Source organism: Rhodobacter sp. SY28-1, assembly GCF_005222785.1.
GTDB lineage: Bacteria > Pseudomonadota > Alphaproteobacteria > Rhodobacterales > Rhodobacteraceae > Tabrizicola.
Genome location: NZ_STGH01000002.1, coordinates 679,378 through 698,433, shown reverse-complemented (window position 1 = coordinate 698,433; position 19,056 = coordinate 679,378). Strand labels below are relative to the sequence as shown.

24 protein-coding genes are annotated in these 19,056 nt (G+C 66.8%); 9 read left to right on the top strand and 15 right to left on the bottom strand.

The features are described 5' to 3' along the window. Positions 1–99: 99 nt before the first annotated feature. The 10 genes from E8M84_RS12435 to ruvC all read right to left on the bottom strand — a co-directional run bounded on the left by E8M84_RS12435 (position 100) and on the right by ruvC (position 7,094). Entirely contained in the window at positions 100–1,320 is a 1,221-nt protein-coding gene (locus E8M84_RS12435; protein WP_137111496.1) for a hypothetical protein, read from the bottom strand. Positions 1,321–1,325: 5 nt separating this feature from the next. Next, positions 1,326–1,829: a protein TolR gene (gene tolR, locus E8M84_RS12430; RefSeq protein ID WP_137111495.1), complete on the bottom strand. Its 504-nt coding sequence runs from the start codon at positions 1,827–1,829 to the stop codon at positions 1,326–1,328. Between the two features lie 2 nt (positions 1,830–1,831). Continuing rightward, positions 1,832–2,527, bottom strand: a complete 696-nt coding sequence (tolQ, locus tag E8M84_RS12425; protein WP_137111494.1) for a protein TolQ — start codon at positions 2,525–2,527, stop codon at positions 1,832–1,834. 222 nt (positions 2,528–2,749) lie between these two features. Beyond that, positions 2,750–3,151 carry a tol-pal system-associated acyl-CoA thioesterase gene (gene ybgC / locus E8M84_RS12420; RefSeq protein ID WP_137111493.1) on the bottom strand — a complete coding sequence of 134 codons (402 nt, stop codon included), beginning with the start codon at positions 3,149–3,151 and terminating at the stop codon, positions 2,750–2,752. Between the two features lie 44 nt (positions 3,152–3,195). Then, entirely contained in the window at positions 3,196–3,621 is a 426-nt protein-coding gene (speD, locus tag E8M84_RS12415) for an S-adenosylmethionine decarboxylase (protein ID WP_205914604.1), read from the bottom strand. After that, positions 3,614–4,063: a PACE efflux transporter gene (locus tag E8M84_RS12410; RefSeq protein ID WP_137111492.1), complete on the bottom strand. Its 450-nt coding sequence runs from the start codon at positions 4,061–4,063 to the stop codon at positions 3,614–3,616. Before E8M84_RS12410 ends, speD begins: the two co-directional genes overlap by 8 nt. A 189-nt stretch (positions 4,064–4,252) precedes the next feature. Then, a complete protein-coding gene (locus E8M84_RS12405) occupies positions 4,253–4,879 on the bottom strand; it encodes a hypothetical protein (RefSeq protein WP_137111491.1) in 627 nt (208 codons plus the stop codon). A 6-nt stretch (positions 4,880–4,885) separates the two neighbouring features. Continuing rightward, positions 4,886–5,914 carry a Holliday junction branch migration DNA helicase RuvB gene (gene ruvB, locus E8M84_RS12400; RefSeq protein ID WP_137111490.1) on the bottom strand — a complete coding sequence of 343 codons (1,029 nt, stop codon included), beginning with the start codon at positions 5,912–5,914 and terminating at the stop codon, positions 4,886–4,888. Further along, complete coding sequence (gene ruvA / locus E8M84_RS12395) at positions 5,911–6,588, bottom strand: Holliday junction branch migration protein RuvA (protein ID WP_137111489.1); 678 nt, start codon at positions 6,586–6,588, stop codon at positions 5,911–5,913. The genes ruvB and ruvA overlap by 4 nt, the downstream gene beginning before the upstream one ends. After that, a complete protein-coding gene (gene ruvC / locus E8M84_RS12390) occupies positions 6,585–7,094 on the bottom strand; it encodes a crossover junction endodeoxyribonuclease RuvC (protein WP_137111488.1) in 510 nt (169 codons plus the stop codon). The genes ruvA and ruvC overlap by 4 nt, the downstream gene beginning before the upstream one ends. Before the next feature lie 321 nt (positions 7,095–7,415). On the opposite strand from ruvC, the gene E8M84_RS12385 reads away from it, so the two are divergent. Next, on the top strand, positions 7,416–7,619 hold the full coding sequence (locus E8M84_RS12385) for a DUF1127 domain-containing protein (protein ID WP_137111487.1): 204 nt from the start codon (positions 7,416–7,418) through the stop codon (positions 7,617–7,619). Between the two features lie 118 nt (positions 7,620–7,737). Here E8M84_RS12385 and E8M84_RS12380 read toward each other — a convergent pair whose 3' ends face one another. The 4 genes from E8M84_RS12380 to E8M84_RS12365 all read right to left on the bottom strand — a co-directional run bounded on the left by E8M84_RS12380 (position 7,738) and on the right by E8M84_RS12365 (position 11,134). Further along, positions 7,738–8,085 (bottom strand): hypothetical protein, encoded by a 348-nt coding sequence (locus E8M84_RS12380; RefSeq protein ID WP_137111486.1) that lies wholly within the window; start codon positions 8,083–8,085, stop codon positions 7,738–7,740. Positions 8,086–8,204: 119 nt separating this feature from the next. Continuing rightward, complete coding sequence (locus E8M84_RS12375) at positions 8,205–9,077, bottom strand: 50S ribosomal protein L11 methyltransferase (protein WP_137111485.1); 873 nt, start codon at positions 9,075–9,077, stop codon at positions 8,205–8,207. Positions 9,078–9,178: 101 nt separating this feature from the next. After that, a complete protein-coding gene (gene msrA, locus E8M84_RS12370) occupies positions 9,179–9,832 on the bottom strand; it encodes a peptide-methionine (S)-S-oxide reductase MsrA (RefSeq protein WP_137111484.1) in 654 nt (217 codons plus the stop codon). An 81-nt stretch (positions 9,833–9,913) separates the two neighbouring features. Then, positions 9,914–11,134: an MFS transporter gene (locus E8M84_RS12365; protein ID WP_240790368.1), complete on the bottom strand. Its 1,221-nt coding sequence runs from the start codon at positions 11,132–11,134 to the stop codon at positions 9,914–9,916. A 111-nt stretch (positions 11,135–11,245) separates the two neighbouring features. Between E8M84_RS12365 and E8M84_RS12360 the strand changes: the two genes are divergently transcribed. From E8M84_RS12360 to E8M84_RS12350, 3 genes are all read left to right on the top strand, one after another. Continuing rightward, entirely contained in the window at positions 11,246–11,536 is a 291-nt protein-coding gene (locus tag E8M84_RS12360) for a DUF6958 family protein (protein WP_137111482.1), read from the top strand. A 75-nt stretch (positions 11,537–11,611) separates the two neighbouring features. Further along, positions 11,612–12,352 (top strand): YebC/PmpR family DNA-binding transcriptional regulator, encoded by a 741-nt coding sequence (locus tag E8M84_RS12355; RefSeq protein ID WP_137111481.1) that lies wholly within the window; start codon positions 11,612–11,614, stop codon positions 12,350–12,352. 135 nt (positions 12,353–12,487) lie between these two features. Then, positions 12,488–12,895: a cytochrome c gene (locus tag E8M84_RS12350; protein WP_137111480.1), complete on the top strand. Its 408-nt coding sequence runs from the start codon at positions 12,488–12,490 to the stop codon at positions 12,893–12,895. 4 nt (positions 12,896–12,899) lie between these two features. Here the strand turns inward: E8M84_RS12350 and E8M84_RS12345 are convergent, their stop codons facing one another. Then, the gene (locus E8M84_RS12345; protein WP_137111479.1) at positions 12,900–13,781 is read right to left on the bottom strand and encodes a LysR family transcriptional regulator ArgP; all 882 of its coding nucleotides are present in this window, start codon (positions 13,779–13,781) and stop codon (positions 12,900–12,902) included. 85 nt (positions 13,782–13,866) lie between these two features. Here E8M84_RS12345 and E8M84_RS12340 point away from each other — a divergent pair, with 85 nt between their 5' ends. The 5 genes from E8M84_RS12340 (at position 13,867) to E8M84_RS12320 (ending at position 19,012) form a co-directional block, all read left to right on the top strand. Beyond that, the gene (locus tag E8M84_RS12340) at positions 13,867–14,250 is read left to right on the top strand and encodes an ACT domain-containing protein (protein ID WP_137111478.1); all 384 of its coding nucleotides are present in this window, start codon (positions 13,867–13,869) and stop codon (positions 14,248–14,250) included. After that, positions 14,243–14,848, top strand: a complete 606-nt coding sequence (locus E8M84_RS12335) for a LysE/ArgO family amino acid transporter (RefSeq protein WP_137111477.1) — start codon at positions 14,243–14,245, stop codon at positions 14,846–14,848. Before E8M84_RS12340 ends, E8M84_RS12335 begins: the two co-directional genes overlap by 8 nt. A 164-nt stretch (positions 14,849–15,012) precedes the next feature. Beyond that, positions 15,013–15,912, top strand: coding sequence for a DMT family transporter (locus tag E8M84_RS12330; RefSeq protein ID WP_240790367.1), 900 nt, complete (start codon positions 15,013–15,015; stop codon positions 15,910–15,912). A gap of 246 nt (positions 15,913–16,158) precedes the next feature. Beyond that, entirely contained in the window at positions 16,159–18,639 is a 2,481-nt protein-coding gene (locus E8M84_RS21615) for a DUF2793 domain-containing protein (protein ID WP_205914603.1), read from the top strand. A 1-nt stretch (position 18,640) separates the two neighbouring features. Next, positions 18,641–19,012: a hypothetical protein gene (locus tag E8M84_RS12320; RefSeq protein WP_137111476.1), complete on the top strand. Its 372-nt coding sequence runs from the start codon at positions 18,641–18,643 to the stop codon at positions 19,010–19,012. Positions 19,013–19,056: the final 44 nt, after the last annotated feature.

The window sequence follows — 19,056 nt, the reverse complement described above, 5'->3', positions numbered from 1 at the left end:
TGATCATCGGCCTCATGCTCCGTTCTTTTGTTTGTGCTTGCCCGCCTGCCCGGCGAGAGAAAAGGGGAAAAATGCCCATCCGGTTCCACGACTGGCTGCTCATCGCGCTCTCATCCCATTGGCATCGAAGACCAGATCAAGCACGCGCCAGGTGTCGTATTTGTCCGGAGGCAGCGGAAGTCCGCCGTCCTGATGCGCCCGCGTCACCGCGCGCTTTGCCGTCGCAAACAGGGTGTCGATCCCCGTTGCACTCGGCCCTTCGGCTTCGAGCTGCTGGAAGTCGATGGGCGTTCCGTCCTGCGAGAAGGTGACCCGGATCACCACCATCGAGCTCATCGCATCGGTCGAGGACGCGCCGAGGTTCCATTTCCGCGCGATGGAGGAGGAGATGTTGCCCATCTCGCCGCCCGTCAGCGGCGGGCCTTGCGGCAGGTCCTGTCCACCGGCCGCAGCGGGCTCTTCCACCGGTTCGTCCGTGGCCTCGCCCAGAAGCGCGTCGATCGCGTCCTGGGTTTCCGTATCGTCCACCGGCTGCACGTTCAGCTCGGCCGATTCCCGCGGCTCTTCGGCAGGTTCCTCGACAGGGGCTTCTTCGGCAGCCACTTCCGGCTCGGGCGCGGGTTCAGGCTCCGGCGCGCGTTCGGGGCGTGACTTCGGGCGGATCGAGGTCTGCATGCCCGTCTCGGCTTCATCCTCGACATTTGCCTCGGTCTGGGTCACGTCGCCGGTGTCCTCGGCCACGGTTTCCTCGGTCGGCTCCTGCTCGATCACCTCTTCGGCCGCCGGGTCTTCGGCAACGGCGGGTTCGGGCGTGTCCGACGTCTCGGCCTCGGTCTCGGGCTGGACAGGATCGGGGGCGATGATTTCTTCGGCCTCGGGAACCGGCTGGATTTCCAGCGATTCCGAGGGCAGAACCTGTTCGGTTTCGGCCTGTGGCAGATCGTTGGGCGCGGGCTCGGGTTCCGGAAGCGGCTCCGGCTCCGGTTCGGGCAGGGGTTCCGGTTCGGGCAAGGGTTCCGGTTCGGGCAGGGGCTCGGGCTCCGGTTCCGGTTCCGGCTCGGGTTCCGGCTCTGGCGGTGGCTCCACCACGTCTTCCGGCCGGGCCTGCGGGCGGACGGGAGTATCCTCCTCTGCCGGGGTTGCCGTCGCCGCAGCCTGCAGCGCGTCAAACTCGTCCGAGGTAATCATCGAGACGGAGGTCACGATGATGTCTTGCGGTGGTGCATCCGCGAACAGCCAGTCGCCGACCAACGCAAACAGGATCAACCCTGCGTGCCCGATCGCCGATACAACCGTTCCCGTCTGGAACCGCGTGTCCATCCGCCTCAGCCGCCGTCGTTTCCAGCATCAGACGCAGCGCCCGAGCCGAAGCTTGGCCCGTCGCCATCCGTGACAAGGCCGATCTCGTTGAACCCGCCTGCGTTCAGGGCGCCCATGACCTGCGCCACCCGTTCATAGGGAATGGCGCCATCGGCACGCAGGAAGATCTTCTTCGAGGTCCGCTCGGCCGCAATCGCCGACAGCTTCGGGATCATCTCGGCATCCGTGACCTCGGTCGTCTGGATCGCCAGCCGCCCGTCCGCCGTGATCGTCACCGTCAGGGGCTCCTCCTGTTCGGTCGGCAGGGCCGCCGCCGCGGTCTTCGGCAATTCGACTGGCACCCCCACCGTCAGCATCGGCGCGGCCACCATGAAGATGATGAGCAGCACCAGCATCACGTCGACCATCGGCGTGATGTTGATCTCGCTCATCGCCGCAGAGCGGCCGCCCCGGCGACGGCCGCCGCGCCGTCCGCCGCCACCGCCGCCCGTTCCCACACTCGCGCCCATGGTCAGGAGTCCAGCTGGCGCGACAGGATCGTCGCGAATTCGTCGGCAAAGCTTTCATAGCCGCCGAGCACCCGGTCGATGTCGGCAGACAGCTTGTTGTAGAAGACCGCCGCCGGGATCGCCGCGACCAGACCGACGCCGGTGGCCAGAAGCGCCTCGGCGATACCGGGGGCCACGACGGCCAGGCTGGTGTTCTGGCTGATGGCGATCTGTTCGAAGCTGTGCTTGATCCCCCAGACCGTGCCGAACAGACCGATGAAGGTCGCGGTCGAGCCGGTGGTGGCCAGGAAGCTGAGACCGCGGTTCATGAACTCGGCCTCGCGCGCGATGGCGACGTTCATCGCCCGGTCGATGCGGGACTGCGCCCCCGCGATCAGCCCGCCGTCCTGCTTGTGGGACCGCCGCCATTCCAGCATGCCCGCCGAGAAGATCTTTTCCGACGACCCCTGCGGGTCCGGCCCGATCTTTTCGTACAGTTCATCCAGCGGCTCACCCGACCAGAAGGCGCGGTCGAAGATCGAGGCTTCACCCTTCGCCTTCCGCAGCATGATGTGCTTCTGGATGATGATCGCCCAGGACCAGAATGACATGATCAGCAGCATCAACATGACGATCTTCACCGTCAGGGTCGCGCGTGCAAAAAGGGCGAACATGGAGAAATCAATCTCCTGCGCCAACGCAAGGGTGTCCGTTTCCATACGCCTGCTCTTGTTGATCGGGCCGTTTCTCGGCTCCGTTAGCGCTGATTCTAGCAAGAGTGCAGGGGGAATGCCAACACAAGTCTGTGGTGGGCAGGGTTTCGCTGGCGGGTGACGGCATTTGTCATCCGCGGGCGGCGCCTCCTCGTTCGACTGCGTCTCCTCGTCGGTGGGTCTCGCCGCGAGGAGGGACGAAGTCTCTGACGAGCCGTCGCGTCAGCCTCAGTGCAGCGGCCCAGACAGCCGCGCCCGCACCTCGGCCGGAAGCCGCGCGGCATGGCCATCCTCGGTCAGGCAGACCAGCGTCACTTGGGCCGCGAACAGCCTCTCACCCCCGCGCAGGACCACCTGCTCCAGCACGATGCGGGCCCCGCCCAGGGATTGCAGCCGGGTCTCTACCACCAGGTCATCGGCGAATTTCGCGGGGCGCAGGTAATCGGCCTCGACCCGGCGGACGGCGAAGACGATGCCGTCACGCGCCTTCAGTGCGACCTGATCGACGCCAAGGCTGGCGACCCATTCGGTCCGGGCGCGTTCGATGAACTTCAGGTAATTGGCGTAGTAGACGATTCCCGCGAGGTCCGTGTCCTCGTAATAGACCTTCACCCCGAACCTGTGCGTCACGCCGGTGCCTCCTGCCGCTGCCGGTGCGGCATAGCACGACCGGATCAGAAAGCGGCAAGGTTTTCGGCTGGATAGCGCAAGCCGCGTTCCTGGACATGCACCTCGGCATCGACCAGCCGGAAGGCATGCAACAGCCGGTCGAGCGTCGCCTGCCGGTCCAGGCCGGTCTGGCAGGTGTAAAGGTCGATGGTCACGAAGCCGCGGCCCGGGAAGGTGTGAAAGCTGATATGGCTTTCGGCGATCATCACAAAGCCCGACAACCCGCCCGGGTCCTTCAGGCAGTTCGGGCCGACCTCGACCACGACGGGTGCGCATATCGGGTGCATCCCCATCTCTCCCGGCAGGTCAAGCAGCAGCTGGCGCAAGGCGGGCGCGTCGGTCATCAGCGGGCCCGAGGCCGAATAGCCGTCGATCATCAGATGGACCCCGAACGGTTCCTGCCGGGGCAGGGCGGGCGACAGTTCAGTCATTGGCAAGCCCTTTCGCGGGCGATCTGACGGGGCGCAGCCGGTCGTAGATCAGATGGAAGACATAGGCATAGGCAGCGTAGAGCAGCGTAAGTCCGAGGTCGGCCAGCAGTGCCGCCCAGAAGCCCATGCCCCCCAGCCAGATCAGGATGGGCAGAGTGACGATGACCGTCGTAGCCTCGTGGCTGGCGGCATGGACCAGGCGCCAGCCCTGCGGCCGGTCGCTGGCCAGCCGTCCGCTGAGGCGCAGGTCGGCCCAGTCGAACAGGGTGTTGTGGATTGGCGACCAGATCATGACGGCGACCGACAGGGCCAGCATCAAGGTGAAGGCCTCGCCCGTGGTCCCGCCGCCGAACAGGGCGACCAGGGGTACCGAAAGGCAAAGCCCGCCAGCCTCGTAGGCAAGGGTCTGGATCAACCGCTCTCGCGGGGAACGCAGGGACATTGGGGGCACCGGAATGGGGGCCGGGGGGGGGGGGGGAGAAAAGGGACGTGGGCAGAATGTCTGGGGCAATGTTTACCACAGGCGCACGAGCCGGCCGCGTGAATTCATCGCAAAAAGGCAGGGCTGCGGGCGGGTCTTAACAAAACCCTACTGAAATCGAACAAGGCGCTGATATGGGTAGGAAATAGGTTAGTTGTCCACCGTGGACACCCGCGCCGCCAGCCGCAGGGCATGGGACGGATCGCGGGCGACGACTGGCATCGCCGGGGCATAGCCGGCCCGGATCACCGCCCCGATCTGCGGCCGCAGGATCACCCTTTCCCCGACCTTGGCCAGCAGGGATGTCCCGTTGAAGGCCCGGTCCGACCAGAGGACGATGGTCAGCGCCGCCTGGGCCAGGGCCAGCGTCTCCGCCTCCATCGCCGCCAGGGCCGCGTCCATCTTGAGGAAGACAAAGGCCGCCTTGATCGCGCCGTCGCGGTCGAAGCGGAAGATCCGGTACTGGTTCGCCCCGCCCGCCTCCAGCCGCGCCACAAGGGCGGGCAGTTCCGGGACCAGCCGACCTAGGTCCCGGACCTCCAGCAGCTCGGCCCAGTCACGGAAGCAGAAGACCATCAGGTTGACGCCCAGTTCCGGGTCGGTCTCGGCCATACTGTGACCGGCAAGCGCCACCACCGCCTCGAAAGCCCCCTTGAAGACCGAAAGCGACGCATCGTCCACCCCGAAGACCACCGGCACGATGGGTCGCCCCCAGCGCGCGAAGAGGTACTGGCCGTCGCTGCGGGTAAACAGAGCTTCGATCTCTCCTGGTGCCATCGGTGCCTACTTGCCCCCGAACAGGTCCGCCTGCGCAGCGGTCTTCGGGGCTTCCAGCCCCAGGTGCCGCCAGGCCTTGGCCCCCAGCATGCGCCCGCGCGGGGTGCGCAGGATCAGGCCCTGCTGGAGAAGGTAGGGCTCGATCACCTCTTCGATGGCATCCCGCGGCTCGGACAAGGCCGCCGCGATGGTCTCTACCCCGACCGGCCCGCCGCCGTAGTTTTCGGCCAGCAGGGTCAGATAGCGACGGTCCGCACCGTCGAGGCCAAGGTTGTCGACCTGCAGCCGGGTCAGCGCCCGGTCGGCAAGTTCGCGGCTGATCCGCCCACCCGCCTCGACCAGCGCGAAGTCGGCCACCCGCCGCAGAAGCCGCCCGGCGATGCGGGGCGTGCCGCGGGCGCGGCGGGCGATCTCGCGGCAGCCCTCGGGGTCTGCCTGCAGGCCCATCAGGCGGGCGCCGCGGGCGACGATCTCGTAAAGCTCGGCGTCGGAATAGAACTCCAGCCGGGTCGGGATACCGAAGCGGTCGCGCAGGGGGGTGGTCAGGAGGCCCAGCCGGGTGGTCGCGCCGACCAGCGTGAAGGGCTGCAGGTCGATCCGCACCGTCCGAGCGGCGGGGCCTTCGCCGATGACGAGGTCCAGCGCGAAGTCTTCCAGCGCGGGATACAGCACTTCCTCGACCACCGGGGACAGGCGGTGGATCTCGTCGATGAAGAGGACATCGCGGGGTTCGAGGTTGGTCAGGATCGCCGCCAGGTCGCCGGGCTTGGCCAGCACGGGGCCCGAGGTCATGCGGAAGCCGACCCCCAGCTCGCGCGCCATGATCTGCGCGAGCGTGGTCTTGCCCAGACCGGGGGGGCCGTGGAACAGCGTGTGGTCCATCGCCTCGCCGCGCATCCGGGCGCTTTCGATGAAGACGGCCAGATTCGCCCGCGCTTCGGCCTGCCCGATGAATTCGGCCAGCATCTGCGGGCGGAGCGCCTTGTCGGTATCCTCGGGCAGGCGTTCGGGGCGGAGGGTGGGGTCGGATGTCATTTCGGCGCCAACAGCTTCAGCGCGGCACGGATCAGCCCGGCCGCGTCCGCGTCAGGCATGTCGCCGGCCACCGTCGCCACGGCCTGCGCTGCATCGCCTTGGCCGTAGCCGAGGTTCACGAGGGCCGAGAGCGCATCGGCCGACGCCGCGGCCCGCCGAGCAGCGCCTTCGTCGACCTTCGCCGCCTTGCGGGGGGCGGGGGCTGCGACCGGCTCGACCACCACATCGTCCGCCACCGCCGCCGAGGCGAGGCCCGCGCCGTGTGCCATCACGCCCGGCGCCTTGGCCTTGAGTTCCAGGATCACGCGCTGGGCGAGTTTGGGGCCGACGCCGGGGGCGGCCTGCACCGCCCGCGCGTCACCCAGGGTGATCGCGCGGCCGACTCCTTCTGCCCCCAGGGTGCCGAGGATCGCCATCGAGGCCTTCGCGCCAACACCCTGCACGGTCATCAGAAGCTTGTGCCACTCCTTCTCCAGCATGGTCGGGAAGCCAAAAAGCTGCAGCAGGTCCTCGCGCACCAGAAGGTCGGTGTAAAGCGACACGGCCTCACCCACACCCGGCAGGCCCGCAAGCGTTCGTTCGCTGACGTAGACGATATAGCCGACCCCGCGCACGTCGATCAGGACGTGGTCGGGGCCCCGCCAGTCGAGCCGCCCGGAAATCCGCCCGATCATTCGGCTGCCCTCAAGGCTGCCGCGAGTCGGCCCGAGGATTGGACGTGGTGCGCATGGCAGATCGCCACGGCCAGCGCATCCGCCGCATCGGGCCCTGCAACCTTCACCCCGGGGAACTGCAGCTTGACCATGTGGTCGACCTGCACCTTGGCGGCATGGCCCACACCGACCACGGTCTTCTTCACCGCGTTCGGGGCATATTCCCCGACCGCAAGCCCGAACTGCGCCGGAACCAGCAGAGCAATGCCCCGCGCCTGGCCCAGTTTCAGCGTGGCCACTGCGTCCTTGTTGACGAAGGTATGTTCCACCGCCGCCGTTTCGGGCAACCAGGCCCGGAAAACCTCGGTCAGTTGTGAATGCAGCGAGAGGAGCCGGGCAGCAAGATCGCCATCCTGCCCGTCGGAATGGCAGATGCCGTTCGCGACATGGGTGAGACGCGACCCGGCCACGTCGATCACGCCCCAACCAAGGTTCCGCAATCCCGGATCGATGCCGATGACGCGCATCGCTGCCCCTGTTCCTGCCCTTGGAGACCGGGTTAGCACGAAAAGCGAACATCAGCCAATGGCTTTCCGGCAAGGGCTGACATCTGCGCGGTGTATTTTGCGCTTGCAGAAAGCGACCGGCTGCGTCAGTAATACGACACTTTCCAGCGGCCACACTGGAAGGCTATGAAAAAAATGACAAAATGTTGACACACGTCATGCGGCGGCTGCATGGCGGCTTTGCTCGTCCATCGCTTGCTTTGCACATGCAGCACAACTATCTGACTTGGCATGGAGGAATAGGCCTCCGATTTGTGCAGTTTGAAAACAAGGATGCAAGCCATGGCCGCTGTCGAGACGACCCGCCCGGCGCCCTACGGCGCCATCACCACCTACCGTGCCATCAACGCCCTGTCGAACGTCGTTCTGTCGTTCCAGGCGTGGAATGATGCCCGCGTGACGCGCAAGGCGCTGAACAAGCTTTCGGATCGCGAGCTGGACGATATCGGTCTGTGCCGCGGCGACATCGCGTCGATCGGCCGCTGAGCCGACCCTGGCCGAAAGGCCGGACGGGATACGAAGCCGAGAGTGAGAACGTGAAAACGGGCCGCATCAACCGATGCGGCCCTTCTTCATGGAATGAACGACGATCAATCGCTGAAGATCAACGCGGAAACACGGATTGCAGTTGGCCCGAGACCCAGAGGGTGACCGGATCCGCATGCATCAGCCAGGCGCCCACCGGATCGAAGCCTTGACCGGCCGCAAGCGCACTGACGCGGTTTTCGTAGGTCTGTGCGCCGACGAAGTAGTGGATCACACCCTTCACCCCGACGCCCATCGCAACGACCAGCAGCAGGGGCTTGGCCAGCTTCATCAGCCGACCGGCGCCGCGTCCCGCCGACCGGCGGTTGACGGTGCCTGCGGCTTCGAACCCGTAGCCCTTGGCATGGGATTTCTCGATCCGCGAAACGCGGCTGTAGAAATCATTCAGATTTGGATCAACCCACATATCTTTCACCCAGAGTAGCAGCTCTGACGATTAATTTCTGCCGCATGCTTATGGCGAAAATGCGGCGGATGGCTCAGGTTGTGGACTTCCGGGGCCTCAGTCAAGGATTGTCCACGATTTCAATCCCTTTGTAGAACAAGCGTCGACCATTCCCCGATATCGTTCCGACTTTGCAGACAAAGTCCTGCCGCAACGTAAGCGGCCGTCACCGAATCTGCTTGCACAGCGAGTAAACCCGACAGGATCGCTCTACCCCCGGTTGCGAGGTGAGTCGAAATTGCTGGCGCAAGCTCGATCAGCGGGCCTTTCAGGATGTTGGCGAAGATCAAATCGTAGGGCGCGGCTGCCAAAATGTGGCGATGGTCGAGACCCGCGGCCTCCAGACACTCGACGCGACCCTCAAGACCGTTGATCGCGACATTTGCTTCGGCGACTTCCACGGCAACCCGGTCGATGTCGCTGGCGATGATCCGGGCGTCAGGCAGGGTGGCAGCCGCGGCCATCGCCAGGACCGCCGTGCCGCAGCCGATGTCGGCGACCTTGGCGGGACGCCAGCCTTCGGTCAGCAGCTTGTCGAAAGCCAGAAGACAGCCCAGCGTCGTGCCGTGGTGGCCGGTGCCGAAGGCGACGGTCGCCTCGATCTGCAGGGGGACCCGGCCGGGGGGGACCTTGTCGGCGTCGTGGCTGCCGAAGACGAAGAAGCGGCCGGCATCGACGGGCGACAGTTCGCGCCGGACATGGGCGACCCAGTCGACCTCGGGCAGTTCGGACAGGGCGAAGGGCTTGGCGCCGAAGGCGGTGGCCAGCACTTCCAGCATCACCTGGTCCGGGGCTTCCAGGAAATAGGCGCCAACTTCCCACAGACCCGAGCCGTCCTCGATCTCGAAGACGCCGACGCCGGTGGGTTCGGGGTCCATCCGTTCCATGGCAGAGGCGAGGGCCTGTGCAGCCTCTTCGCCGGGCAGGGTGGTCAGGGCGGAATAGGTTGGCATGGGCGGCACTCCTTTGCCTTGGCCTTACGCCCAAGACTGCCGCCCGGCAAGTTGCGCCCCGGGGCACCCAAGATTTTTCGGCGAAAAATCTTGGGATTCGCTCAGGCCCGGACGCCGGTTCCGATCGGGCAGGTCACGCCGGTGCCGCCGACGCCGCAATAGCCACCGGGGTTCTTGGCGAGGTATTGCTGGTGGTAATCCTCGGCGAAGTAGAACGTGGGCACCGGCAGGATCTCGGTCGTGATGGGACCCATGCCAGCGGCCTTCAGCGCCGTGGCGTAGACCTCTTTCGAGGCTTTGGCGGCGGCCATCTGCTCGGGCGTGTAGGTGTAGATCCCCGACCGGTAGGTCGAGCCCACGTCATTGCCCTGCCGCATGCCTTGCGTCGGGTCATGGCCTTCCCAGAAGACCTTGAGCAGGTCTTCGTACGATACCTTGGCGGGGTCGTAGATCACCCGGACCACTTCGTTATGGCCGGTCAGCTGGGTGCAGGTTTCCTTGTAGGTCGGGTTCGGCGTGAAGCCGCCCGCGTAGCCGACCATGGTCAGCCAGACGCCCGGGGTCTGCCAGAACTTCCGCTCGACCCCCCAGAAGCAGCCCATGCCGAACATCGCCTCGGCCATGCCCTCGGGCACCGGGGATTTCAGCGGGATGCCCGACAGGAAATGCGTCTCTGCCGTCGGCAAAGGCTCGGCCCGGCCGGGCAGGGCATCTTCGGGGCGGACCATTTCCATCGACTTGCGGGTGAAGAACATCTGGGGACCTCCGTTTCTGCAGGGGAATATAGCGCGGCGGGGCGCTTTCCCAAGCCGCGTTACAGCGCCTTCACTGCGGGGTTACTCTGCCGCAACCGGAAGCCCGCGCGAAAAGACCGTCTCATGCCCCGGTGCGGGATGGCGCGGGATCAGGCAGATCAGCCCGACCGCGACCAGGGCCATCCCGGCGCCCATCAGGAAGACGTAGTCCGGGGACTGCGCCCAGAGATAGCCGAGTGCGGCCGGAAGGAAGACCGCGGCAATGTGGTTGATGGTGAAGGCCACGGCGGCGGTCGGGGCGATGTCGCGCGGATCGGCGATCTTCTGGAAATAGGTCTTCAGGCTGAAGGACAACGCGAAGAAAAGCTGGTCCAGGATATAGAGACCGCTGGCCACGATCAGACCCCAGCCGAACCAGTAGAGCCCGCCGTAGGCCAGGAAGACCAGGGTCAGCCCGATGTATTCGAAGCCCATCACGTTGCGTTCGCCGTACCGGCCCAGGGCGCGGCCCATGGCGGGGGCCACGGCCATGTTGATCAGGTAGTTCAGCAAGAGGAGCAGCGTCATCTCGGACACTTTCATCCCGAAGCGTTCCACCATCATGAAGCCGGCAAAGACCACGAAGATCTGCCGCCGCGCCCCGGCCATGAACTGCAGCGCGTAGTACAGCCAGTAGCGGCGCCGCAGGACCATGTGCTTGTGCTGAGGGTGCGGCGACTGGAACTGCGGATAGGCCAGCGCGGCGAAGAGGACGATCAGCAGGGTCAGGCCGCCCGAGGCGAGGTAGACCGTGTTGTAGTCCAGCCCGATGGCGTCCCAGAGCGCGACGATGGCGCCATAGGCGGCCAGCGAGGCCCCGGCGCCCACGGCGACGATCCGGCCCAGGACGATGGGCGCGCGATCCTTGTCGATCCATTGCAGTTGCAGCGACTGGTTGACCGTCTCGAAGTAATGAAAGCCGATGGACGACAGCAGCGTGCAGACCAGGATGCCGGTGAAGGACGGGAACCAGCCGGTGACGGCCGTCGCGGCCCCCAAGAGCGCCAGGGCCAGCAGCGCCAGCACCTGTTCGCGCATCACCAGTAGCACGAGGATGACCCCGATGGCCAGAAACCCCGGAATCTCGCGCACGGTATGCAGCCAGCCGATTTCCTTGCCGGTGAAGCTTGCCACCTCGATGACGAAGTTGTTCAGAAGCGCCGACCAGGTGGCAAAGCTGAGCGGCATCGCCGCCGCCATGAGGTACAGGAGCGCCTCGGGCCGTTGCCAGCGCGGGAGGTCCGCCGTTTGCGAGAGAGGCATCAAGGTTTGCGACATTCGCCCGGAATACAGTTCATCCGGTCGAAGGCAAAGGCAAAGCTTGTGCCCGGAACAATTCCACGCCACGCTTTTGGTGCAACGCGAGGGCCCGCGATGAGTGACAAGATCGACGTCCAGAACGTCGGGCAGCCCGGGAAGACCTATCGGGTCGACGCGGCGAAGTATGCCGAGATGCGCAAGGCCGTGCTGGCGGTCACCCCCGCCGACCCGCCGGGGATCACGCCGGCAGCGATCATCGCGGCAGTCAAGCCGCACCTGTCTGCGGCGCTGTTCCCGGGTGGCGAGACGGCGGGCTGGTGGGTCAAATGCGTGCAACTGGACCTTGAGGCGAAGGGCATCCTGCGCCGTGCCCCGAATGCTCCGGTCCGGCTTCATCGCAGCTGACCGGGCCGGGGTTGCCCTTCGGCCCGTGGCGGGTGTAGAGGGGCGCATCACCGAAACGGGACCGAGGGTAGGGCCATGGCAGGCCATTCGAAATGGGCGAACATCCAGCATCGGAAGGGCAAGCAGGACAAGCTGCGCTCGAAGATGTTTTCCAAGCTGTCGAAGGAAATCACCGTCGCGGCCAAGATGGGGATGCCTGACCCCGACATGAACCCGCGTCTGCGGCTGGCGGTGAAGGCGGCGAAGGCCGTGTCGATGCCCAAGGACGTTATCGACCGCGCGATCAAGAAGTCCCAGATGGGCGACGGGGCGGATTACACCGAGATCCGCTATGAAGGCTATGGCGTGAACGGGATCGCGATCATCGTCGAGGCGATGACAGACAACCTGAACCGCACCGCGTCGAACGTGCGGTCCTATTTCACCAAATGCGGCGGGAACCTGGGCACCACGGGCAGCGTCGCGCACAGCTTTGACCGGGTGGGCGAAATTTCCTATCCGGCCAGCGTCGGGTCTGCTGATGACGTGATGATGGCTGCGCTTGAGGCAGGCGCGGACGACGTGGAGTCGGACGAGGACGGCCACTGGATTTATTGTAAGGTCGAGAACCTGTCCGAGGTGTCGGACGCGCTGGAAAAGGCGCTGGGCGAGTCGACGGAATCGAAACTGGTCTGGAAGCCGCAGACCTTGACCGAGGTCGATCTGGAGACCGCGCAGAAGCTGATGCGGTTGGTTGACCTGCTGGAAGAAGACGACGACGTCCAGACGGTCACGCACAATTTCGACGTGCCCGAGGATGTGGCCGCCCAGCTTTAGGGCCTGTCACAACGCTGCGCCACGGATTTGGGGCCCCTTCGGGGGCCTTTTTCCTTGGCGACTGACCTGCATCAAGGCCGCGGCTTCGTGGCGGGTCTAGCCTTCAATCGAAAGATTTGAAGGGAGGGTCCGGCCATGCGGGGTTTGGCTTTGGTGATCGTGCTGGCGGCGGGTGCGGCCTGGGCGGAAAGTGAGGATGTGCCGGGAGATCCGCAGGCGGGGGCAGAACTGTTCCAGGCGCGCTGTGCCGTCTGCCATGGGATCGAAGCCCGGGGAAACGGGCCGATGGCTCCGGTCCTGCTTCTGCAGCCAGCCGATCTGACGACGCTGATTGCGCGGTATGATGGGGTCTTTCCGCTGGAACGGGTGGCCGCACGGATCGACGGGCGCGACCCGCTGGTCTCACACGGCAGCGACATGCCGATCTGGGGCGAGTTGTTCCAGGGCCGCGATGTCGTCCTGAAGACCGACGCGGGCCAGCCCCTGATGACCAGCCAGCCGATTGCCAATCTGATCGCCTGGTTGCGGACGATCCAGGAATAGCGGCCTACGCCGGGACGAGCGAGCGCCTCGCCGTGGCGCTGAGGGCTTTGGTCACCGGGGCGAGCGCTGGCGCGGCAAGGCGGGTGAACTGCCAGTGCAGGGCCACATCGAGCGGCGTGTCGGGGATCAGTTCGACCAGTTTGCCGGTGGCGAGGTGGGGGGCGACCAGGGGTTCGGGGTTCATGCCCCAACCCAGCCCCGCAAGGCAGGCGTCGACAAAGGCTTGTGACGACGCCATCCGGTGCGTGGGCAAGAGCGGGCGGGACAGACCCTTGACCCGTTCTGCGGCCCAGCGTGTCTGCAGCCGGTCCTTGTCCGAGAAGGTGAGGGTCGGGGCCTCTCCCATGGCCTTCGCGATGACGCCCTGCGGGAACCAGCGTTCGAGGTAGGCGGGCGAGGCGGTCGCGCGGTAACGCAGCGACCCAAGCGGGAGCGTATCGCAGCCTTGCAGGGGGCCGGGGTGCGCGGTGATGGCGGCCACGACCTCGCCCCGCCGCAGCCAGTCCTGGCTGACGTCCTGGTCATCGATGACAAGATCGAAAAGCAGGCCCTCGGTCGCGGCGAGGGCCGGGATGACCCAGGTGGCCAGGCTGTCAGCATTGACCGCGATCCGCAGCGTCGCGGGGCCGCGGGACAGGCCGAGGTCCTGGGCAAGGGTGCGCTCCCGCAAGGCTATTTCGTCGTGGTGACAGATGAGACGCAGGCCGGTCTCGGTGGCCTGGCAAGGTGCGCCCCGGCGGATGAGCAGGGCACCCGTCCCCTCCTCCAGCGCCTTGATCCGCTGCGAGACGGCCGAGGGCGTGACATGCAGTTCGGCCGCCGCAAGCTCGAACGACCCGCGGCGGTGGACGGCGGCAAGGGCGGCAAGCTGGGCAGGGTCAAGCATTAGCAACGCTTAATCAGAGACAGGAAGATTAACTGGAGTTTGTTGGATCGGGGCCGTAGGTCAAGGGAAAAGCGGAGGGCCTGCGATGGGCGAGACCGATCTGAAGGTGCTGCTGGCGACGATGGAGCCGGTGCTGCATCCCGAGCCCTACGGCTATGGGGTCTGGACCGGCGGGGTCCTGTCGATCACGCCCTTTGCCACGGTGGCCGAGGATGAGGGCATGACCGTTGTTGCTCCCCTTGCCGAGATGCGGGCGGCGGGGTTCCAGTCCGACCCCTGGGCGCGGATCAGTCTGACGGTCCATTCGGACCTTGCGGCTGTGGGACTGACGGCGGCCTTCGCGGGGGCGCTGGGCCGCGAGGGGATCAGCTGCAACGTGATCGCAGGCTTCCATCACGATCATCTGTTCGTGCAGTGGGACCGGCGGGCGGATGCGATGGCGGCGCTGAGGCGGCTTGCACGTGCTTGAAGCGGCGGTGAAGGGGTATTTCGTGGCGCTGAGCCTGATCCTGGCGATCGGGGCGCAGAATGCCTTCGTCCTGCGGCAGGGCTTGCGGCGCGAGCATGTGGGGGCTGTCGTCGCGGTCTGCGCGCTGTCGGATGCGTTGCTGATCGGGGCCGGGGTGGCGGGGTTCGGGTCGCTGTCGACGGCGGTCCCATGGTTCGGCGAGGCGATGCGCTGGCTGGGGGTGGCGTTCCTGGCGGTCTACGGGGCGCTGCGGTTCCGGGCGGCGGCGCGGGGTGGGGAGGCCCTGCGGCCGTCCGAGGCGGGGGCGGCCTCGTTGAGTTCGGTGCTGTGGACCTGCCTTCTGCTGACCTGGGCCAACCCGCATGTCTATCTGGATACCGTGGTGCTGATCGGGTCGATCTCGGCCCAGCACGCCCCGCACCAGGGGGTGTTCGGGGTGGCGGCGGCCTGCGCCTCGTTGAGCTTTTTCGCTGCGCTGGGCTTCGGGGCGAGGGTGCTGGCCCCGGTGTTTGCAAGGCCCGCGGCCTGGGTCTGGCTGGAGGTGGGCGTGGGGGTGACGATGTGGGCGATCGCGGCGGGGCTGGCGTTCGGGGGGTGATGAGTCCACGGTGGACATTTCCCGGGACGTGAACGATTTCAAGTGGTTGGCGTTCTGCGTTGGGGTTGTGTTCACCGTGTTCCCGACCACGGTGCGCTGTGAGCCACACCCTGCGATGATGGCGGCACCTTGCCTTTGGCCATCGCTTCGGCTTCTGTCCGGCCATGCGTGCAGTGAACGACTTGGGGCGGCCCCTTGAGGGGGCCTTGTGGATGGCGGGGGCCGGGATTTCCTTTGTGGGGGTGAACGGGATTGTCCGTTACCTCGGGACGGAGCTGCCGGCGGCGCAATCGGCGTTCATCCGGTTCGGGTTCGGCTTGCTGTTCCTCCTCCCCGCCCTCTGGGCGATGCGGGGGATGCGGTTCGCGCCGGGGGTGGGGCGGATGTTCGCAGGCCGCGGGGCGCTGCATGTCGTGGCCGTGATCCTGTGGTTCTATGCGATGGCGCGGGTGCCGGTGGCGGAGATGGCGGCGATTGCCTTCCTGGGGCCGGTGATGGTGCTGGTGATCGGTGGGCTGCTTCTGGGCGAGGGGCTGGGGGCGCGGCGGGTGGCGGCGGTGCTGGTGGCGGTCGCGGGCGGGTTGATCGTCTTGCGGCCGGGGCTGCGGGAGCTGTCGCTGGGGCATCTGTCGCAGCTGGGGGCGACAGTCTTCTTCTCGATGAGTTACATCATCGCCAAGCGGCTGAGCCGGGAGGCCCCGGCCTCGGTCATCGTGGCGGTCCTGTCGGTGACGGTGACGCTGGGGCTGTTGCCGCTGGCGCTGTGGCAGTGGCAGCCGGTGCGATGGGAGCAATGCGCCTGGCTGGCGGTCGTGGCGGGGTTGGCGACGCTGGGGCATTACGCGATGGCCAAGGCGTTCCGGGCGGCGCCGCTGGCGGTGACGCAGCCGGTGACCTTCCTGCAGCTGATCTGGGCGGCGCTGCTGGGCGCACTGGCCTTTGGCGAGCCGGTGGAGGTCTGGGTCCTGGCCGGGGGTGCGCTGATTATTCTGGCGATCAGCGCGAACACCTGGGTCGAGGCGCGGCGGGAGCGACAGGCCCCGGCTTTGGTCGAGGACCCCTGAGAGGGGCGGTGGGCGGATCGCCCACCCTACATCCGCGCGCTGCATGGAGGTCGGTCCGGGGTGGCGGCGCAGGCGGCCTCCGGCGGGAGTATTTGCGACATGGGCAAGACATGTCACCAGGGGCGATAGCCTGTGGTGCGCGGGTCTGGTGTTGCGCGGGGATGAGGTTCGCCGCGCGGTCTGATCAGCGGGTGTGAACGAAGCTTTCTTACGGTCGCGGGCCAAGGCGATCCCCGGAGGTTTCTGATGCCCGACGATACGACGATCCTGTCGCTGCCCCTGATCCTTCCGGCGCAGGCGCAAAAGCATGTGACCCATAACGAGGCGCTGGTGGCGCTGGACCTTATCGTGCAGCTGGCGGTCATCAACCGGACGCTGACCACGGCTCCGGCCCTGCCGTCGATTGGCGACCGGCATATCGTGGCGGCGGGGGCGACGGGACCTTGGGTGGGGCAGTCGGGGCGGATCGCGCTGTTCACCGAGGCGGGCTGGCAGTTCACGCAACCGCTGCCGGGCTGGCAGGCCTATGTGATGGCGGAAAGCCAGATGGCGTTCTTCAACGGGCTGACCTGGATCGCGCTGTCGGACGGGCCGTTCACCGTCGGGCAGCTGGGCGTGTCGGCCACGCCGGATGCGACGAACCGCCTGGCGGTGTCTTCTCCGGCAACGCTGTTGAACCACGCGGGGTCGGGGCATCAGCTGAAGCTGAACAAGGCGGTGGCGAGCGATACGGCGAGCCTGCTGTTCCAGACCGGGTTCGGCGGTCGGGCCGAGATGGGGACGGCGGGGTCGGACGATTTCTCGGTCAAGGTGAGTGCCGATGGGAGCACCTGGTTCACGGCGCTGGAGGCGGATGCGGCGACGGGAGAGGTGACGCTGCCGCAGCCGGTGCATCTGGGCGGTCAGGCCGTGGACCCGGCGAGCCCGGCGGACGGGACCTTGTGGCTGAACACCACGACCGGCGAGGTCAAGGTGCAGAGCGGCGGGGTCACGCAGACTGTCGGCGGCGGCGGTGGCGGAGTTGCGGATGGGGACAAGGGCGACATCACTGTGTCAGGCGGCGGGGCGGCCTGGACCATCGACACCGGCGCGGTCAGCCTGGACAAGCTGGCCGACATCGCGACGGACAGCTTCCTTGGGCGCGATACGGCGGGGACCGGGTCTCCGGAAGTGCTGACGGCGGCGCAGGCGCGGGGCATCCTGAACGTGGCGGACGGGGCGACGGCGAACGCATCGGACGCGAGCTTGCGCGACCGGGCGACGCATACCGGAACGCAGGCTGCGGCGACCATCACCGGCCTGGCGGCGGTGGCGACCAGCGGGTCGGCGAGCGACCTTTCGGCAGGGACGCTGCCTGCGGCGCGGTTTGACGACACGGCGCACGGCAGCCGGGCTGGGGGCGCGCTGCATGCCGAGGCGACTGGAGCAGTCGCGGGCTTCCTGTCGGCGGCGGACAAGACCAAGCTGGATGCGATCACCGGCACCAATACGGGCGATCAGACGATCACGTTGACCGGCGAGGTGACCGGGTCGGGGACGGGGTCCTTTGCGGCAACCATCGCCGGGAATGTGGTGACGAATGCCAAGCTGGCGGACGTTGCCTCGGGGACGTTCAAGGGCCGCGCCACGGCCGGGACGGGCGATCCGGAGGATCTGACCGGGACCCAGGCGACAGCGCTCTTGGACGTGTTCGGATCGGCGGACAAGGGTCTGGCCCCGGCCTCGGGCGGGGGGACGACGAACTTCCTGCGCGCGGATGGGACCTGGGCTGCCCCGTCGGGTGGTGGCGGTGGAAGCCCTGGCGGGGCCTCGGGCGAGATCCAGTTCAACAACGGCGGCGCCTTTGCCGGTGCGGCGGATGTCGAGATCGAGGGTGGGCAATTGCGTTTGCCGCTGATCTCGACGCCCGCAGCCCCGGCAGCGGATGGGCTGAAACTTTTCGGACGCAAGGTCGGCGGGCGGATGATGCCGGCCTTCATGGGGCCGAGCGGGCTGGACAGTTCGATCCAGCCGACCTTTGCCCGCAACAAGATGGGCATCTTCCTGCCGGCCGGTAACGGTGGTGCGGACACGCAGCTTGGCATCGTGATCAGCGCGACCGGCACGGCGACCACGGAAAACGTGGCCACCACGAGCCTTTTCACCTACATGCGGCGGCGGTCGTGGCGGGTGACCACGGCCTCGACGACGGCAGTGGCGGGCATCCGGGGCGGGGCGCTGCAGTGGACGCTGGGCGGAACGGCGGCGACGCTGGGCGGGTTCCATCTGGTCTGGCGCTGGGGTCCGGCGACGGGGGTGGCGACGGCGACGCACCGGGCCTTTACCGGCATGCGCAACACCACCGCGGCACCGACGGATGTCAACCCGTCAACCCAGACCAACCTTTTCGGGATGGGCTACGATTCCGCCGACACGAACATCCAGTTCATGCACAATGACGGCTCGGGCACGGCCACGAAGATCGACCTCGGGGCCAGCTTCCCGAAGCCCAACGCCGACCTCACCTCGGTCTACGAGATCGCGATGTTCTCACCGCCCGGGACGACGCAGGCCCTGCACTACGAGGTGACGAACCTCGTCTCGGGGGCGGTGACGACGGGGACGATCACGACCGACATTCCGACAACCTCGACGCTGCTGACCCCCTACGCCTGGATGAGCGTCGGTGGCACTTCGTCGGTGATCGGTCATGCGACCATGGGCCTTTATATCGAAAGCGACTACTGACATGACCCTGCACGTTCTGTTCACCGAAGATGGAATCCCGGGCTGGATCGGCAGCGAAGCACGCGAGGGCAGCGAGCCGGTCGAGGGGCTGACGGTCGAGTATCTGGCCGGGCACCGCCGCACCGCCAAGGGCAAATGGGTGGCACGCGGCCCGGTCGCTGCGGCAACGCCCACCGAGGAAGAGATCGCCGCGCAGCGCGAGGCGGACCATCAGGCGGCGCTCGCCGCGCGGGACGAGGCGCTGCGTCAGGCGCTTGCGGCGGAGGCCGACCCCTTGTTCTTCCGCTGGCAGCGCGAGGAGGTCGCCAAGGAAGACTGGCTGGCAGCCGTGGCCGAGGTCAAGGCGCGTTTTCCGAAGCCCGAGCCGGTCTGATCGCTGAGGGGGGCCTGTCCGCAAGGATGGGCCCCAGTCAGTTG

Excerpts from the sequence above, each read along its gene's own strand:
- E8M84_RS12435 (WP_137111496.1), bottom strand. The coding sequence starts at position 1,320 with ATGGACACGCGGTTCCAGACGGGAACGGTTGTATCGGCGATCGGGCAC.
- tolR (WP_137111495.1), bottom strand. The coding sequence starts at position 1,829 with ATGGGCGCGAGTGTGGGAACGGGCGGCGGTGGCGGCGGACGGCGCGGC.
- tolQ (WP_137111494.1), bottom strand. The coding sequence starts at position 2,527 with ATGGAAACGGACACCCTTGCGTTGGCGCAGGAGATTGATTTCTCCATG.
- speD (WP_205914604.1), bottom strand. The coding sequence starts at position 3,621 with ATGACTGAACTGTCGCCCGCCCTGCCCCGGCAGGAACCGTTCGGGGTC.
- E8M84_RS12410 (WP_137111492.1), bottom strand. The coding sequence starts at position 4,063 with ATGTCCCTGCGTTCCCCGCGAGAGCGGTTGATCCAGACCCTTGCCTAC.
- E8M84_RS12405 (WP_137111491.1), bottom strand. The coding sequence starts at position 4,879 with ATGGCACCAGGAGAGATCGAAGCTCTGTTTACCCGCAGCGACGGCCAG.
- ruvB (WP_137111490.1), bottom strand. The coding sequence starts at position 5,914 with ATGACATCCGACCCCACCCTCCGCCCCGAACGCCTGCCCGAGGATACC.
- ruvA (WP_137111489.1), bottom strand. The coding sequence starts at position 6,588 with ATGATCGGGCGGATTTCCGGGCGGCTCGACTGGCGGGGCCCCGACCAC.
- ruvC (WP_137111488.1), bottom strand. The coding sequence starts at position 7,094 with ATGCGCGTCATCGGCATCGATCCGGGATTGCGGAACCTTGGTTGGGGC.
- E8M84_RS12385 (WP_137111487.1), top strand. The coding sequence starts at position 7,416 with ATGGCCGCTGTCGAGACGACCCGCCCGGCGCCCTACGGCGCCATCACC.
- E8M84_RS12380 (WP_137111486.1), bottom strand. The coding sequence starts at position 8,085 with ATGTGGGTTGATCCAAATCTGAATGATTTCTACAGCCGCGTTTCGCGG.
- E8M84_RS12375 (WP_137111485.1), bottom strand. The coding sequence starts at position 9,077 with ATGCCAACCTATTCCGCCCTGACCACCCTGCCCGGCGAAGAGGCTGCA.
- msrA (WP_137111484.1), bottom strand. The coding sequence starts at position 9,832 with ATGTTCTTCACCCGCAAGTCGATGGAAATGGTCCGCCCCGAAGATGCC.
- E8M84_RS12365 (WP_240790368.1), bottom strand. The coding sequence starts at position 11,134 with ATGCCTCTCTCGCAAACGGCGGACCTCCCGCGCTGGCAACGGCCCGAG.
- E8M84_RS12360 (WP_137111482.1), top strand. The coding sequence starts at position 11,246 with ATGAGTGACAAGATCGACGTCCAGAACGTCGGGCAGCCCGGGAAGACC.
- E8M84_RS12355 (WP_137111481.1), top strand. The coding sequence starts at position 11,612 with ATGGCAGGCCATTCGAAATGGGCGAACATCCAGCATCGGAAGGGCAAG.
- E8M84_RS12350 (WP_137111480.1), top strand. The coding sequence starts at position 12,488 with ATGCGGGGTTTGGCTTTGGTGATCGTGCTGGCGGCGGGTGCGGCCTGG.
- E8M84_RS12345 (WP_137111479.1), bottom strand. The coding sequence starts at position 13,781 with ATGCTTGACCCTGCCCAGCTTGCCGCCCTTGCCGCCGTCCACCGCCGC.
- E8M84_RS12340 (WP_137111478.1), top strand. The coding sequence starts at position 13,867 with ATGGGCGAGACCGATCTGAAGGTGCTGCTGGCGACGATGGAGCCGGTG.
- E8M84_RS12330 (WP_240790367.1), top strand. The coding sequence starts at position 15,013 with ATGCGTGCAGTGAACGACTTGGGGCGGCCCCTTGAGGGGGCCTTGTGG.
- E8M84_RS21615 (WP_205914603.1), top strand. The coding sequence starts at position 16,159 with ATGCCCGACGATACGACGATCCTGTCGCTGCCCCTGATCCTTCCGGCG.
- E8M84_RS12320 (WP_137111476.1), top strand. The coding sequence starts at position 18,641 with ATGACCCTGCACGTTCTGTTCACCGAAGATGGAATCCCGGGCTGGATC.